Genomic DNA, 15,278 nt, shown 5'->3' with positions numbered 1-15,278 from the left:
CTGGGGACGGGCACCGACGCGGGCACGGACGCCGGTACGGAGACCGACGCCGGTACGGAGACGGACGCGGGCACGGATGGCGGCGCCATCGACGCCGGCCCGGCTCCGGACGCGGGCACCGACGCAGGCACGGAGACGGACGCGGGCACCACGGCGACGCTGAGCGCGCTGGAGCCGGCCGCGGTCTTCGCTCGCTCGGGCACCACGGGTGAGACGATCCCGGAGACGCTTGAGGTCACGCTGAGCGCCGAGGCCGCCACGGACATCGTGGTCCAGGTCGCCTCGTCCAGCCCCTCGGTGGTCGTGGCCAACAACGGTCAGGTGACGGTGCCGGCGGGCTCGCGCTCCGCGGCGGTCATCGTGACGGCGGATGAGGCGGCGGGCTCCACCAAGTCGACGCTGACGGCGACGCTGGGTTCTGACTCGCGCACCGCCACGGTGCGCGTGCTCGGTGCGACCGAGGCGGCATCGCTGGCGTACCTGTCGCCGGAGACGGTGTCCCTGGCCTCCGGTGAGACGGCCAACGTCACCGTGACGCTCGACATCCCGGCCGCGGCGGCGACGTCCATCGCGCTGTCCACGACGGGCAACGTGGGCTCCGTGCCGGCCACCGTGACGGTGCCGGCCAACGAGATCTCCGCGAAGTTCACCTTCACCGCCGGCGCGTCCGGTTCAACGGGCACCATCGTGGCCACGCTCAACGGCCAGTCCGTGTCCGCCACGGCGAAGGTCAACGCCGCTCCGACGACGAACCACGTCGTCATCAGCGAGGTCGCCGCCGCCGGTCCGGCGTCCGGCACGACCGGCGACAACGACGAGTTCATCGAGCTCTACAACCCGACGAACGCCGAGGTGAACATCGGCGGCTGGAAGGTCCAGTACAAGAAGGACAAGGGTGGCACCTACACCAGCACCTACGTCCTGAAGGAGACCGCCCGCATCGCGCCCCACGGCTTCTTCCTCATCGCCCGGGACACCTTCCAGGGCCCCGGGACGCCCGACGAGAAGTGGGGCACGGCCCTCACCATGGGCGCGGGCGGTGGGCATGTCCGCATCGGTCCCAACAACCTCACGGACGCGCTCGCGGATCCCAACGTCGTGGACAAGCTGGGCTGGGGCTCGGGTGACGACGGGGAAGGCGGAGTCATCAAGGCCACGCCGTCAAAGGCCGGCAGCTTCGAGCGCAAAGCCAACGCCGCCTCGTCCGCCGCGACCATGGAGGGCACGGGCGTGGACGCGAAGAAGGGCAACAGCGAGGACACCAACGTGAACGGCGCGGACTTCATCCTCCGCACCACGCGCGACCCGCAGACCCGGGCAAGCGGCGGCACGGAAGTGCCGTGACGCACTGAGCAGTGACCGGCCCCCACCGTCCGTCCAGGAACGGTGGGGGCTGGAAATACCCGCGCGCTTTCGCCATAAGCGGGGGCGTGCGAGTCGTCTCCTGGAACGTCAACGGTCTGCGCTCCATCCACCGCAAGGGCTTCCTCCCGTGGCTGTCCAGGGCCCGGGCGGAGATCGTGGGGCTGCAGGAGGTGCGCGCCCGCGTGGAGCAGCTCCCCGCGGAGGTCCGCGCCCCCCGCCGCTGGAAGACCCACTTCGTGGCCGCCGAGCGCCCCGGTTACAGCGGCGTCGGCCTCTTCAGCCGCCACGAACCCGAAGAACTCACCACCACCCTGGACGCCCCGGAGCTGGACGCGGAGGGCCGCCTCCAGTTCGCCCGCTTCGGCAAGCTCACCGTCGTCAACGGCTACTTCCCCAACGGCAACGGGAAGGACCGGGACCTCTCCCGCATCCCCTTCAAGCTGGACTTCTACCGCCGCCTCTTCGCGCGCCTGGAGAAGCCGCTGCGCGACAACCAGCGCGTGCTGGTGATGGGCGACTTCAACACCGCCCACCAGGACATCGACCTGGCGCGCCCGCGCGAGAACCGCGAGACGAGCGGCTTCCGCCCGGAGGAGCGCGAGGAGTTCGACCGGTGGATCCGCTCGGGCTGGGTGGACACCTTCCGCCACTTCAACCCCCAGGGCGGCCACTACTCCTGGTGGAGTCAGCGCGCCGGCGTGCGCGAGAAGAACATCGGCTGGCGCATCGACTACGTGCTCGCCACCCCCGCGGCGCTGGCCTTCGTGAAGAAGGCCGCCGTGCATCCGGATGTCCACGGGTCGGATCACTGCCCCGTGAGCGTGGACCTGGACCCCTCGGTCCTCACCTGAACCCCCTCATGCCCAAGGCACGCCCCTCATGAACGCACTGCTCTCCATCTGGACCTGGGTCGAGGTGGGCCTCGTGGCCCTGGTGGGCTTCTTCGTCCAGCTCGCGCTGCTCATCACCACGTTCCTTTTCGACAAGCGCAAGTACGCGGTGGGCCGCTGCTTCCGCCTGGTGGGCGTCACCGCCGCGAAGCTCACGCCCTTCTGGCGCTTCGGCGTGCACGGCCCGGTGCCCGCCCACGTGGCGCCCAACACGGTGGTGGTGAGCAACCACGAGTCCAACGCGGATCCGTTCCTCATCTCCCACCTGCCGTGGGAGATGAAGTGGCTGGGCAAGGCGAGCCTCTTCAAGGTGCCCGTGGTGGGCTGGATGATGGGCATCGCCGGCGACATCCCGGTGGAGCGCGGCGACCGCGACTCGGCCACCGGCGCCATGGCGCGCTGCAAGCAGTGGATGCAGAAGGGGATGCCGGTGATGATCTTCCCGGAGGGCACGCGCTCCAAGACGGAGGAGCTGCTGCCCTTCAAGGACGGCGCCTTCCGGCTCGCCATCGAGATGCAGGCGGACGTGCTGCCCCTGGCGGTGAGCGGCACGCGGCTCGCGCTGCCCAAGCACTCGTGGCGCTTCGCCACGTCGCGCGGGCTGGTGACCGTGGGCACGCCCATCTCCACGAAGGGGATGACGCTGGACGACGTGGAGACGCTCAAGACCCAGGCGCGCGCCCAGATTGAAGCCCTGCGCGCGACGCTCAAGCCACTGACGGGGAGCGCGGCCCCCGTCCCGGCGACGGACACCCCCGCCGCCCCCTGAGCGGTCGGCGGACCGGGGGCGCGTATCGTTCAGAACCGCACGCGCCCCAGATTGTTGAACCCTCCAGGAGGGTCTGGACTAAGGAGTCCCCAGGTCCGTCCTCCACGGTCCGGCTCGGCGCGTGGCGCCCAGGAAGGAAGCGTGTGATGACCGCGGGCGGTCCTCGTGAAGAGCAGCGCGTGTCCACGGGCATCCCCGGCCTGGACACCGTGCTGTGCGGCGGCCTGCGCAAGGGCCGCATGTACATGGTCCTGGGTCTGCCGGGGGCGGGGAAGACCATCCTCGCCAACCAGATCTGCTTCCATCAGGCGGCCCAGGGACACCAGGTCCTCTACCTCACGCTCCTGGCTGAATCGCACACGGAGCTGGTGAGCAACCTGCAGACGCTGTCGTTCTTCGACCCGGCCTGCGTGCCGGGGAAGATCAGCTACCTGAGCGCCTTCACCATCCTGGAGCAGGGCGGGCTGGAGGCGCTCGCGGACCTGGTGCGCAAGGAGATCAAGGCGCACAAGGCGTCGCTGCTCGTGCTGGACGGGCTCCTGGCGGCGGAGGAGCTGGCCCCGTCGCGGCAGGCGCTCAAGAAGTTCATCCACGGCCTCCAGGTCGTGACGGGGCTCATCGGCTGCACCACGGTCGTGCTCACCACCGGCGGCACCAAGGGCCTGCGCGCGGAGCACACCATGGTGGACGGCCTGCTGGTGCTGCAGCAGCGCACCTTCGGCGTGCGCACCCTGCGCGAGCTGAGCGTGCGCAAGTTCCGCGGCAGCGCGTACAGGCTGGGCCAGCACGGCTTCGAGATCACCGGCGACGGGCTCACCGTCTACCCGCGCCTCGAATCCATGGTGGACGGCAACCTGGTGCCCGGGGCGGGGAAGCGCGAGCGCGACGCCTTCGGAGTGCCGGGCCTGGACACCATGCTCAAGGGTGGCGTGCCCGCGGGCTCCACCACCATCCTCCTGGGACCGCCGGGCAGCGGCAAGACGCTCCTGGGGCTCGCCTTCCTCGCGGAAGGGGCACGCCAGGGCGAGCGCGGCCACTACTTCGCCTTCTACGACGCGCCGGAGCGGATGCTCGCCCAGGCGGCCGGCGTGGGCATGCACATGCAGCCCCTGATGGAGCGCGGGGACCTGGAGGTGAGCTTCCGGCCCCCCACGGAGAACATCCTCGACAAGCTGGGGATGGAGCTGCTGACCACCATCCGCAGCGGCCGGGTGCGCCGCATCTTCCTGGACGGCTACGAAGCGCTCCTGCGCTCCTCGACGCGCAAGTCGCGGGTGGCCCGCTTCCTGGCGGCGCTCGTCAACGAGTGCCGGGTGCGCGAGGTGACGCTCATCTACACCGTCGAGGCCTCCTCCGCCTTCGGGCCGGTGGTGAAGTTCCCGCTCAAGGGCATCTCCATGGTGGCGGAGAACATCCTGTTCCTGCGCATGGTGGAGCTGCACTCCGGGCTGCGCCGCTTCATCGCGGCGCTCAAGGTGCGCAACAGCGCCTATGATCCCGCGCTGCGCGAGCTGGAGATCACCGGCGAGGGGCTCGAAGTGGGAGAGCCCTTCGCGGAAGGGCAGATGCTGATGACGGGGCTCGCGCGCACGCGGACTCCGGAGCCGACCCCGCTGCCGAAGCCGCGCCGCAAGCCGCGCGCGAGCACCTCGTCCTCCGCCAGGGCCACGCCGTCGAAGCCGCGCCGGAACGTCCGCAAGCGCCGAGGCAGCTGACCATGGGGCCCGTCCTCATCGTCGACGACGAGTTCGGCATCGTGGAGGCCGTGCGGGACCTCCTGTCGGACGAGGGCTACCGCACCGTCACCGCGCTCAATGGCCGCGAGGCCCTGGAGCGGATGGCGCAGGAGCGTCCGGCGATGGTGCTGCTCGACTACATGATGCCGGTGCTCAACGGGCCGGGCGTGCTGGAGTCCATGCAGAAGGACCCGGTCCTGCGCGACGTCCCGGTGGTGATGATGAGCGCCAGCCCGCCTGAGTTCTGGCAGCACCTGCCGTGCGCGGACTTCCTGCCCAAGCCCTTCGACATCGATCAACTCCTCGCCATGGTCCACCGCATCATCGGCGCGCGCCCCTGGCGCACTGAAGTCCGTCGTCCGGCCAGGGGGCCACGCGCCTCCAGGCCCCGGAACGTTGAAGCCAGGCCGTCCGCGCACCGCGGGCCGCCGCTCCGTTCCCATTCACCCCACCCACCACGTCCCCGGCGCCACGGCGCACTGCATTACCCGATTTGCGGCGTCCGCCGTGTTCCCGGCTGCTTGCAAATGGGTAAAGGGGGCTGGTATTTCTTCGCCAATCGAACGAACTCGCATGTTCGCGGTGGGCGGGGACGCGGGACGGCTCCAGGCGGCAGGAGCCCGGGCGGCGGGAGAGCGCAGCTTCTCCTCTGGCGTATGGCGGCGTGGGTGACGCGGCGCGACATGCGGGCGGCGGCTTCCAGCAGCTTCTGATTTCTTCGCCGTAAGAACGAAGTCATCCCAGCAAGACAACCCGGAGGGGATTCATGCTTCGCAACACGCGTTTCAAGTGGACGTTGGCGGCCGTCGGAGTTTTCGCGGTCGCGGGGCTCATTGGCGCCTGTGACCCCGAGGACGAGCCCACCCCCAGCACCCAGAACGACGCCGGTACCAAGACCGACGCGGGGACGAACACCGACGCGGGCAGCACCACGGACGCCGGCACCACGACCGACGCGGGCACGGAGACGGACGCGGGCACGGAGATGGACGCGGGCACGGAGACGGACGCCGGCGTGGATGCGGGCGTGACGCTGCCCCTGGCGGTGGATGGCACCTGGGCGCCCAGCGGCTACATGGGGGACGGCGCGGAGGAGGGCCTGGTGGACGAGCCCACCTGCATCACGCCGCGTCCGGGCTCCGGCCTGGGGACCTGCCACAAGTTCACCTACACGAAGAAGGGCCAGGGCTGGGCGGGCGTCTTCTGGCAGTACCCGGAAGGCAACTGGGGCAAGACCAACACGCCGGGCTTCCTGGTGCCGGATGGCGCGAAGGCCGTGACGTTCTACGCGTGGAGCGAGAAGGGCGGAGAGACCGTCGACTTCTTCGTGGGCTACGGCCCCGACTCCCAGGACGGCTTCGAGAAGAAGCTCAGCCCGGCCGCCGTGCTGACCAAGGAGCCGGTCAAGTACACGCTCGACATCAGCAAGATCCGCTACGCCGACGTGGCGGCGGGCTTCGGCTGGTCCGCGGGTGGCCACGATGAACCGTTCGTGTTCTTCATCGACGACATCCAGTGGAACTGACCCCCACACCCTGAGCGCCAGGCGCGCCAACAACGGAACGTGAGCGGACGATGAGAGCGGGAACGGCGGTGTTGACGGTCGATGCAGCGGGCATGCGCGCGCAGAACAGCGGCCTGCTGCTGAACATGATCTGGCGCGAGCGTCAGATCTCCCGGGCGGAGATCGCCCGGCGCACGGAGCTCAGCCCGTCGACCGTCTCCGCCATCGTCGCGGACCTGGAGCAGGCGGGCCTGGTGCGCAGCATCGGCGCCGGGGTCTCCCGCGGGGGCCGCCGTCCCACCCTCATCGGCTTCTGTGACGAGGCCTTCAGCCTGGTGGGCGTCGAACTGGGCGCCTCCCACGTCACCGTCGTCCTCACGGACCTCCGCGGCCGCGTGCGCACGCAGAGCAAGGCGAGCCACGCGGTGCGCGGCGATCCGGAAGGGTCGCTGCAGAAGGCGAGGGAGCTGGTCCACGAGTGCCTGGACGCCGAGCGCGTCCCGCGCCGCTCCGTGGTCGGCATGGGGGTGGCCGTGCCCAGCCCCGTGCACCCGGCCTCGCCCGGGAAGATGTCCCCCCTCATCCTGCCCGCGTGGAAGCACGTGGACGTGAAGGAGTGGTTCGAGACCACCTTCGACATGCCCGTGTTCGTGGACAACGACGCGAACCTCGGCGCGCTGTCGGAGTGCTTCTGGGGCGCGGGCTCCGGAGGCGAGGACCTGACGTACATCAAGCTGGCCACCGGTATCGGCGCCGGCCACATCATCCACGGCGACGTGTACCGGGGCGCTGGCGGAACGGCCGGTGAAATCGGCCACATCCCGGTGGACTCCAACGGGCCGCTCTGCGTGTGTGGCCTGAGGGGCTGCCTCGTCACGCTCATCGGCTCCACGGCGCTCACCGAACGCGCGCGCGAGCTGATGGGCACCCGCGGCCGCAAGGGCCCCACCGTGCGCGACCTGGTGGAGGGCGCCGCGCGCGACGCCGCCGCGAAGCAGATCATCGACGGCATGGGCGCCTACCTGGGCATCGCCGTGGGCGGCCTGCTCAACCTGCTCAACCCCGCCATCGTCGTGCTGGGCGGGGAGATCTCCTCCGTGGGCGAGATGCTGCTCGACCCCCTGCGCGCGTCCGTGCGGCAGCGCGCCCTGTCCGTCTCCATGGCGGAGACGCGCATCGTCACGTCGACGCTGGGAGAGCGCGCCATCGCCGTGGGCGCCGCCACCCTGGTGCTCCAGGCGGCGCTGCGCGACCGCTCCCTCTTTCCCACGCAGAACGTCGGGAGAACCGCATGACATCGCGCCGTGTTGTCCTCGCCCTGGCCCTCTCGGGCCTGGGGATGGCTTCGTGTGATCCGGCAGCAGGTCTGGATAACAAGAAAAACGAGCAACCCGCTCCCGTGACGGAGCAGCCGGGCACGGGCTGGGAGCTCGTCTGGCAGGACGAGTTCGACGGTCCCGCGGGCACGCTGCCGTCGAAGGAGCGCTGGGTTCCAGACGTGGGCGGGGACGGGTGGGGCAACGGCCAGTTCGAATACGACACCGCGCGGGCGGAGAACGCGTCGCTGGACGGCGAGGGCCACCTGGCCATCACCGCGCGCAAGGAGCGCTACGGCGGCAACGACTACACGTCCGCGCGGCTGACGACGAAGAACCGCTACACGAAGACGTACGGCCGCATCGAGGCGCGCATCCACCTGCCCACCGGCCGGGGCATCTGGCCGGCGTTCTGGATGCTGGGCGCGGACGTGGACTCCGTCGGCTGGCCGGAGTGCGGCGAGATCGACATCATGGAGTACCGCGGGCAGATCCCCTCCATCGTCCGGGGCTCGCTGCACGGGCCGGGCTACTCCGGCGGCGCGAACGTCGGCCGTGAGCACGCCGTCTCCGGCGCGCCGCTCTCCGCGGACTTCCACGTCTACGCGGTGGAGTGGGAGCCGGAGCGCATCCGCTTCATCCTCGACGACACCGTCTTCTTCGAGGCCACGCCGAAGAACCTGCCCGCCGGCAAGAAGTGGGTCTACGACCATCCGCACTTCCTCATCCTGAACGTCGCGGTGGGCGGCGCGTTCGTGGGGCCGCCTGACGCCAGCACGGTGTTCCCGCAGACGATGAAGGTGGACTACGTGCGCGTCTACGAGAGGGCCGCGCAGTGAGCTTCGCCCGCGCGCTCCTGCCGCTGGCCTTGCTGGTGGCGTGCTCGTCGGATCCACGCCCCCGGCCGCCGGGCGTGCTGTTCGTCTCCGTGGAGCAGCAGAGCGCGTGGGTGCGCAACTTCAACCCGCTGTTCGCGGGCGCCGGTGCGCGCTGGCCACCGGGCGGGCGTGTACGAGTGCATGGAGATCTTCAGCTCCGCGCAGGGCAAGTGGGTGCCGTGGCTCGCCACCGGCCACGCGTGGTCGGAGGACCAGCGCACGCTGCGCTTCACCCTGCGCGACGGCGTCCGCTGGTCCGACGGCAAGCCCTTCAGCGCCGACGACGTCGTCTTCACCTTCGGCCTGCTCAAGCAGCACCCGGCGCTGGACGCGGGCGGCGTGTGGCGCTTCCTCACGGACGTGAAGTCCGAAGGGAAGGGGACGGTCGCCTTCACCTTCTCGCGCGTGTACCTGCCGGGCTTCAGCGACCTGGCGCACCAGATCATCGTGCCCCGGCACGTCTGGAAGGACGTCGCGGATCCGGTGACGTTCACCAACCCGGAGCCGGTGGCCACCGGGCCCTTCACCCAGGTGACGCTGTTCCGCAACCAGGTCTACGAACTGGGCAGGAACCCGCACTACTGGCAGCCCGGCAAGCCCGCGGTGTCGGCGCTGCGCTTCCTCGCGTTCCCCACCAACGACCAGGCCAACATGGCGCTGGTGGAGGGGGAGGTGGACTGGGCGGGCAACTTCGTGCCGGCGGTGGACCGCACCTTCGTGTCGCGCGACCCCGCGCACCACTCGCGCTGGTTCCCGCTCTACGGCAGCACCGTCTTCCTCTACCCCAACACCACGCGCCCGCCGCTGGACGACGTGCGCGTGCGCAAGGCGCTGAGCATGGCGCTGGACCGCGACCGGCTGGTGGAGGTGGCCATGTACGGCTACACCCGCCCCGCGGACGCCACCGCGCTCAACGACGCGTACACCGGCTGGAAGGATCCGCGGGTCGCGAAGGACGCGTGGACGCATTACGACCAGGCCGCGGCGAACAAGCTCCTGGACGAGGTGGGCCTCACGCGCGGCGCGGACGGGATGCGGCGCCTGAAGGACGGGCAGCCCTTCGCGCTGGACCTGGAGGTGGTGAGCGGGTGGTCGGACTGGGTGCGGGCGGGCAGGTGGTGGGCCGCGACCTGCGCAAGCTGGGCATCGGCGTGACGCTCAAGACGTACGAGTTCGGCACCTGGTTCACGCGCCTGCAGAAGGGCGAGTTCCAGCTGGCCATCTCGTGGTCGCTGGACGGCCCCACGCCGTACAACTTCTACAAGTGGCTCTTGTCGCCGCGCACGGTGCGGCCGGTGGGCGAGGTGGCCGCGGCCAACTGGCACCGCATGGGCGACGCGCAGGCGGATGAGCTGCTCGTGCGCTTCGAGCGCGCCGGCACGCCGGAGGAGCAGCACGCGCTGATGTCCCAGGTGCAGCAGCGCTTCTCCGCCACCGCGCCCGCGATTCCGCTGTTCCCGAACCCGTCCTGGGGCGAGTCCAACTCCCTGCGCTTCACGGGCTTCCCCACCGAGCAGAACCCCTACGCGCGGCTCGCGCCGCACGCGGAGCCCGACAGCCTGCTGGTGCTGACGGAGCTGACCCCGAGGGAGCGCTGACCATGGGCCGCTACATCCTCCGGCGACTGGGCTTCTACCTCATCGCCGCGTGGGCCTCGCTCACGCTCAACTTCATCATCCCGCGGCTGGCCCCCGGCGACCCGGCGGCGGCCATGTTCGCGCGCTTCGAGGGCAAGGTGGCCCCGGAGGCCATGGGCGCGCTGAAGGCCGCGTTCGGCTTCACGGACGCGCCGCTCTACGCCCAGTACTTCACGTACCTGAAGCACCTGGTGCGGGGGGACCTGGGCATGTCCTACGCGTACTTCCCCTCGCGGGTGACGGAGGTGATTGGCACCGGCTTGATGTGGACGGTGGGGCTGGCGGGCGTCGCGGTCATCATCAGCTTCGTGGTGGGGTCGTTCCTGGGCGTGCTCGCCGCGTGGAACCGGGGCGGGTGGCTGGACTCGGGGCTGGCGCCCGCGCTCGCGTTCCTGGGGGCCTTCCCGTACTTCTGGCTGGCCATGCTGGCGCTCTACCTCTTCGGCTTCGTGCTGGGGTGGTTCCCGCTGCGCCACGCGTACGGGCACGACATGGAGCCGGGGCTGTCGTTCGCGTTCGCCGCGGACGTGGCCCGCCACGCGGTGCTGCCCGCGTCCTCCATCGTGGTGGCCACGCTGGGCGGGTGGATGCTGGGCATGCGCAACACGATGGTGGCCACGCTGGGCACGGACTCCATCCGGCTGGCGCACGCGCGCGGCCTGCCGCCCCGGCAGGTGATGCTGCGCTACGCGGCCCGCAACGCGCTCTTGCCCAACGTCACCAGCTTCGGCATGGCGGTGGGCTTCGTGCTGTCCGGTTCGCTGCTCACGGAGATCGTCTTCTCCTATCCGGGCACGGGCTACCTGCTCATCCTCGCCGTGCGCAACCAGGACTACCCGCTGATGCAGGGGCTGTTCCTGGTCATCACCCTGGCGGTGCTCGCGGCGAACTTCGCCGTGGACCTCCTCTGCCTCTGGCTGGACCCGAGGACCCGCGCCCATGCGTGACTTCCTGCGAAGGCTCTCCCGCCACCGGAAGGCGGCGGTGGGCGGCGGCCTGCTCGTGTTCTTCCTCCTGCTCGCGGTGGTGGGGCCCTTCTTCGTGATGGACCCCACGGACCTCGTCGGCCGGCCGCACCAGCCGCCCAACGCGGCGCATTGGCTCGGCACCACGGGGCAGGGGCAGGACGTGCTCGCGCAGACGGTGGTGGGCGCGCGCGAGACGCTGGCGGTGGGCTTCGCGGTGGGCGCGCTCGTCACGCTGGTGGGCGCGCTGGTGGGCGTCACCGCCGGCTACCTGGGCCGCCGCGTGGACGACGTGCTGTCGCTCACCACCAACGTGTTCCTGGTGATTCCTGGCATGCCGCTGGCCATCGTGCTGGGCGCGTACCTGCCGTCCGGCCCGCTGCGCATGGTGGCGGTGCTGACCGTGGCGGGCTGGGCGTGGAACGCGCGCGTGTTCCGCGCGGAGTCGCTGGCCCTGCGCGGGCGCGACTTCGTGTCCGCGGCGGTGGTGACGGGGGAGAGCCACTCGCGCATCGTGTCGCGGGAGCTGTTGCCCAACATGGCGTCGCTGCTGGGCTCGTCGTTCATCGGGAACACGCTCTACGCGGTGGGCGCGCAGGTGGGCCTGGAGTTCCTGGGCCTGGGCGACGTCAGCACGGTGACGTGGGGCACCAACCTGTACTGGGCCAGCAACGACGCGGCGCTGCTCACGCGCTCCTGGTGGATCTTCGTCCCCACGGGCGTGTGCATCGCGCTGGTGGGCTTCGCGCTCACGCTGGTGAGCTCCGCCATCGACGAAATGACCAACCCCGCGCTGCGCGTGCACAAGGCCGCGCCGCTGCCCGGGGGACCCGTCGCCCGTGCGCACCTGGAGCGGCCGGTGCCGGGCGTGCTCCTGCGCGTGGAGGACCTGTGCATCGACTACGCGACGGAGAAGGGCGCCTCGCGCGTGGTGGACTCGGTGTCGTTCGACGTGGCGCCCGGCGAGGTGTTCGGCCTGGCGGGCGAGTCCGGCAGCGGCAAGTCCACCATCGGCTCCGCGCTCCTGGGCCTGCTGCCTGCCTCCGCGCGCGTCACGCAGGGGCGCATCCTCTTCAACGGCATGGACGTCACCGCGCTGGAGGGCGCGGCCCTGCGCGCGTTCCGCTGGCGTCAGGTGTCCATGGTGTTCCAGAGCGCCATGAGCGCGCTCAACCCGGTGCTCACGCTGGGCGAGCAGTTCCACGACACGCTCGCGGCGCACGGCCGCGTGTCGCGCGGCACGTCCTACGCCCGCGCGCGGGAGCTCCTGGGCATGGTGGGCCTGTCGCCGGACCTGGTGACGGCGTGGCCGCACCAGCTCTCCGGCGGCATGCGGCAGCGCGTGGGCATCGCGCTGGCGCTGGCCCTGGAGCCCCGGCTGATCATCATGGACGAGCCCACCACGGCGCTGGACGTCGTGGTGCAGAAGGAGCTGCTCCAGCGCATGGTGGAGCTCAAGCAGCGGCTGGGCTTCGCCATGCTCTTCATCACGCATGACCTGCCGCTGCTGCTCGCGCTGTCGGACCGCGTGGGCGTGCTCCAGGCCGGCAAGCTGGTGGAGGTGGACACGTCCGCCAACCTGCGCGCCGGGGCCCGTCACCCGTACACGCAGCTGCTGCTGTCCTCGTTCCCGCACCTGTCCGCGAAGGACGCCGCGCCCCGGCCGGTGCAGGCGCCGGAGCTGTCCGTGTCCCGGCCGTCCACGCGCATCGCCGCCATCCCCGGAGGTCACCGATGAGCGCCCCCCTCCTGGAAGCGGAAGGCCTCACCCGCAGCTACCTGGGCGGCGGCTTCTTCTCCCGCGAGCGCAAGCCCATCCTCAAGGGCGTGTCCTTCTCCCTCCAGCCGGGGGAGATCGTCGCGCTGGTGGGCGAGTCCGGCAGCGGCAAGTCCACGCTGGCGCGGCTGCTGGCACGGCTGGACATGCCGGACGCGGGCCAGCTGCGGCTCGCCGGACGCGACGTGCTGGCGGACGGCGGCGCCCAGGCGTCGCTCGACTACCGGGGCCGCGTGCAGATGGTGTTCCAGGATCCGTTCGCGTCCCTCAACCCCGTGCACACGGTGGCCTATCACCTGGAGCGGCCGCTCGTGCGCCACGGCCGGGTGCCCAGGTCCGGCCTGCGCACGAAGGTGCTGTCGCTCCTGGAGTCCGTGGGCCTGACGCCCGCGGAGGCCTTCGCGAAGCGCTACCCGCATGAGCTGTCCGGCGGCCAGCGCCAGCGCGTGGCGGTGGCGCGCGCCCTGGCGGTGGAGCCGCAGGTCATCATCGCGGACGAGCCCACGTCGATGCTGGACGTGTCCACGCGCAAGGGCGTGCTGCAGCTCTTGCGCGGCCTCACGCAGGAGCGCGGCATCGGCATCCTGTTCATCACCCACGACCTGGCGAGCGCGCGCCACCTGGCCGACCGCATCCTCGTGCTCTACGCGGGCACGGTGGTGGAGGCGGGCAGGGCGGACGAGGTGCTGCGCCAGCCGCGCCACCCGTACACGCAGCTGCTGCTGTCCGCGGTGCCAGACGGGGACGACTTCCTCCAGGCCGCGCTGCCGGTGCGCCCCACCACGCAGGCGCCGCCGCTCGTGGGCTGTCCCTTCTCCCCGCGCTGCCCGGTGTCCGAGCCGCGCTGCTCCACCCTCACTCCTCCCGACGTCCTCCCGGCCGCGAATCACCTCGTCCGCTGCCACCTTGAAGTTCCGAAAGGAGTCTCCGCCGATGCGTCAGTTTCCTCCTGACTTCCTCTGGGGCGTGGCCACCTCCGCGTATCAGATTGAAGGCGCCACCCGCGTGGACGGCCGGGGCGAGTCCATCTGGGACCGCTTCGCCGCCACCCCGGGGAAGATCCAAGACAGGTCCGACGGCTCGGTGGCCTGTGAGCACTACCGCCGCTGGCCGGAGGACATCGAGCTGATGCGCTGGATGGGGCTGAAGTCCTACCGCTTCTCCATCGCGTGGCCGCGCATCCTCCCGGAGGGCCGTGGCCGGGTGAACGGCGCGGGCGTGGACTTCTACTCGCGCCTCGTGGACTCGCTGCTGGGCGCGGGCATCGAGCCCTTCGTCACGCTCTACCACTGGGACCTGCCGCAGGTGCTGGAGGACCAGGGCGGCTGGCCCGCGCGCGCCACCGGCGACGCCTTCGTGGAGTACGCGGACGTCATCAGCCGCGCGCTGGGCGACCGCGTGAAGCGGTGGATCACCCACAACGAGCCCTGGTGCATCAGCTACCTGGGCTACGGCAACGGCGAGCACGCCCCGGGCCACAAGGACTGGGCCAAGATGCTGGCCGCGGCGCACACGCTGCTGGTGTCGCACGGCAACGCGGTGAAGGTGCTGCGCGCCAACGTGCAGCGCGCGGAGGTGGGCATCACCCTCAACCTCACGCCGGGCGAGCCCGCGTCGCCCAGCCCGGAGGACGCGGACGCGACCCGCGACTTCGACGGCGGCTTCAACCGCTGGTTCCTGGAGCCGCTCTACGGCCGGGGCTACCCGCAGGACACGATCGAGGACCACGTGAAGGCGGGCCGCATCCCGTCCTCGCACCTGGACTTCATCCAGCCCGGCGACCTGGAGACCATCGCCACGCCCACCGACTTCCTGGGCGTGAACTTCTATTCGCGCGCGGTCCTGCGCAGCAACCGCATCCCGGAGGAGCAGAACGCGCCCCGCACGGTGTTCGTGCGCCCGGACAAGACGGACATGGACTGGGAGGTGTGCCCGGCCTCCCTCACGCGTCTGCTGGTGCATCTGGAGAAGGAATACAGGCCCGGCCCCATCTACATCACGGAGAACGGCTGCGCGTACTCCACGGCCCCCAGCGCGGATGGCCGCGTGCACGACGTGCAGCGTGTGGAGTACCTGCGCGGGCACCTGGAGGCGTGCGGTGACGCCATCGCGCAGGGCGTGAACCTGGCGGGTTACTTCGCGTGGTCGCTGCTGGACAACTTCGAGTGGGCCTACGGGTACACCAAGCGCTTCGGCCTGGTGTGGGTGGACTACGCCACCCAGCAGCGCATCCCGAAGGACAGCGCCCATCTCTATCGCGACGTCGTGGCCCACAACGGCCTGGACGTGGAGCAGGCTGCTTGAAAAGGCTCTTCCTGACGACGTGTCTGGCGCTGTGCGGCGGCACCCAGGCGTTCGCCCAGGTGTCCGGTGCGGGCGCTCCCGTGCAGTCCCCGCCCGCGGCGCAGCCGCCCTCGGCCGGCTCCGTGGACGCCGCCGCG

At 70.8% G+C, this 15,278-nt stretch carries 13 protein-coding genes and 1 pseudogene; all 14 read left to right on the top strand.

All coding sequences use genetic code 11. The features are described 5' to 3' along the window. On the top strand, positions 1 to 1,344 hold a 1,344-nt coding region (locus ACLEQD_RS20270), incomplete at its 5' end, for a lamin tail domain-containing protein (protein ID WP_410385937.1). An 86-nt stretch (positions 1,345 to 1,430) separates the two neighbouring features. Then, positions 1,431 to 2,216 carry an exodeoxyribonuclease III gene (locus ACLEQD_RS20265; protein WP_410385936.1) on the top strand — a complete coding sequence of 262 codons (786 nt, stop codon included), beginning with the start codon at positions 1,431 to 1,433 and terminating at the stop codon, positions 2,214 to 2,216. Between the two features lie 28 nt (positions 2,217 to 2,244). Then, a complete protein-coding gene (locus tag ACLEQD_RS20260; RefSeq protein ID WP_410385935.1) occupies positions 2,245 to 3,024 on the top strand; it encodes a lysophospholipid acyltransferase family protein in 780 nt (259 codons plus the stop codon). Positions 3,025 to 3,170: 146 nt separating this feature from the next. After that, the gene (locus ACLEQD_RS20255) at positions 3,171 to 4,739 is read left to right on the top strand and encodes an RAD55 family ATPase (protein WP_410385934.1); all 1,569 of its coding nucleotides are present in this window, start codon (positions 3,171 to 3,173) and stop codon (positions 4,737 to 4,739) included. Between the two features lie 2 nt (positions 4,740 to 4,741). Beyond that, a pseudogene (locus ACLEQD_RS20250) lies at positions 4,742 to 5,080 on the top strand (two-component system response regulator); the annotation flags it as partial. Positions 5,081 to 5,526: 446 nt separating this feature from the next. Beyond that, the gene (locus tag ACLEQD_RS20245; RefSeq protein WP_410385933.1) at positions 5,527 to 6,285 is read left to right on the top strand and encodes a hypothetical protein; all 759 of its coding nucleotides are present in this window, start codon (positions 5,527 to 5,529) and stop codon (positions 6,283 to 6,285) included. A 92-nt stretch (positions 6,286 to 6,377) separates the two neighbouring features. Then, positions 6,378 to 7,559, top strand: a complete 1,182-nt coding sequence (locus ACLEQD_RS20240; RefSeq protein ID WP_410385932.1) for an ROK family protein — start codon at positions 6,378 to 6,380, stop codon at positions 7,557 to 7,559. Between the two features lie 104 nt (positions 7,560 to 7,663). Next, on the top strand, positions 7,664 to 8,419 hold the full coding sequence (locus tag ACLEQD_RS20235; protein WP_410385931.1) for a family 16 glycosylhydrolase: 756 nt from the start codon (positions 7,664 to 7,666) through the stop codon (positions 8,417 to 8,419). Between the two features lie 180 nt (positions 8,420 to 8,599). Further along, complete coding sequence (locus tag ACLEQD_RS20230; protein WP_410385930.1) at positions 8,600 to 9,613, top strand: ABC transporter substrate-binding protein; 1,014 nt, start codon at positions 8,600 to 8,602, stop codon at positions 9,611 to 9,613. After that, positions 9,547 to 10,056 (top strand): hypothetical protein, encoded by a 510-nt coding sequence (locus tag ACLEQD_RS20225; protein ID WP_410385929.1) that lies wholly within the window; start codon positions 9,547 to 9,549, stop codon positions 10,054 to 10,056. Before ACLEQD_RS20230 ends, ACLEQD_RS20225 begins: the two co-directional genes overlap by 67 nt. A 2-nt stretch (positions 10,057 to 10,058) precedes the next feature. After that, positions 10,059 to 11,042 carry an ABC transporter permease gene (locus ACLEQD_RS20220; RefSeq protein WP_410385928.1) on the top strand — a complete coding sequence of 328 codons (984 nt, stop codon included), beginning with the start codon at positions 10,059 to 10,061 and terminating at the stop codon, positions 11,040 to 11,042. Then, the gene (locus tag ACLEQD_RS20215; RefSeq protein ID WP_410385927.1) at positions 11,035 to 12,798 is read left to right on the top strand and encodes a dipeptide/oligopeptide/nickel ABC transporter permease/ATP-binding protein; all 1,764 of its coding nucleotides are present in this window, start codon (positions 11,035 to 11,037) and stop codon (positions 12,796 to 12,798) included. The genes ACLEQD_RS20220 and ACLEQD_RS20215 overlap by 8 nt, the downstream gene beginning before the upstream one ends. Continuing rightward, positions 12,795 to 13,790 carry an ABC transporter ATP-binding protein gene (locus ACLEQD_RS20210; RefSeq protein WP_410385926.1) on the top strand — a complete coding sequence of 332 codons (996 nt, stop codon included), beginning with the start codon at positions 12,795 to 12,797 and terminating at the stop codon, positions 13,788 to 13,790. Before ACLEQD_RS20215 ends, ACLEQD_RS20210 begins: the two co-directional genes overlap by 4 nt. Next, positions 13,771 to 15,141 carry a GH1 family beta-glucosidase gene (locus ACLEQD_RS20205; RefSeq protein ID WP_410385925.1) on the top strand — a complete coding sequence of 457 codons (1,371 nt, stop codon included), beginning with the start codon at positions 13,771 to 13,773 and terminating at the stop codon, positions 15,139 to 15,141. Before ACLEQD_RS20210 ends, ACLEQD_RS20205 begins: the two co-directional genes overlap by 20 nt. The last annotated feature ends 137 nt before the right edge of the window (positions 15,142 to 15,278 follow it).

The organism is Corallococcus sp. 4LFB (assembly GCF_046520365.1).
In the GTDB taxonomy this organism is placed as follows: Bacteria; Myxococcota; Myxococcia; order Myxococcales; family Myxococcaceae; genus Corallococcus; species Corallococcus caeni.
This window is presented reverse-complemented; position numbering and strand designations above follow the sequence as displayed.

Bases quoted from the DNA above. Each gene is read 5' to 3' on its own strand.
- ACLEQD_RS20205 (WP_410385925.1), top strand. From the start codon at position 13,771: ATGCGTCAGTTTCCTCCTGACTTCCTCTGGGGCGTGGCCACCTCCGCG.
- ACLEQD_RS20255 (WP_410385934.1), top strand. From the start codon at position 3,171: ATGACCGCGGGCGGTCCTCGTGAAGAGCAGCGCGTGTCCACGGGCATC.
- ACLEQD_RS20210 (WP_410385926.1), top strand. From the start codon at position 12,795: ATGAGCGCCCCCCTCCTGGAAGCGGAAGGCCTCACCCGCAGCTACCTG.
- ACLEQD_RS20240 (WP_410385932.1), top strand. From the start codon at position 6,378: ATGCGCGCGCAGAACAGCGGCCTGCTGCTGAACATGATCTGGCGCGAG.
- ACLEQD_RS20230 (WP_410385930.1), top strand. From the start codon at position 8,600: ATGGAGATCTTCAGCTCCGCGCAGGGCAAGTGGGTGCCGTGGCTCGCC.
- ACLEQD_RS20260 (WP_410385935.1), top strand. From the start codon at position 2,245: ATGAACGCACTGCTCTCCATCTGGACCTGGGTCGAGGTGGGCCTCGTG.
- ACLEQD_RS20245 (WP_410385933.1), top strand. From the start codon at position 5,527: ATGCTTCGCAACACGCGTTTCAAGTGGACGTTGGCGGCCGTCGGAGTT.
- ACLEQD_RS20220 (WP_410385928.1), top strand. From the start codon at position 10,059: ATGGGCCGCTACATCCTCCGGCGACTGGGCTTCTACCTCATCGCCGCG.
- ACLEQD_RS20215 (WP_410385927.1), top strand. From the start codon at position 11,035: ATGCGTGACTTCCTGCGAAGGCTCTCCCGCCACCGGAAGGCGGCGGTG.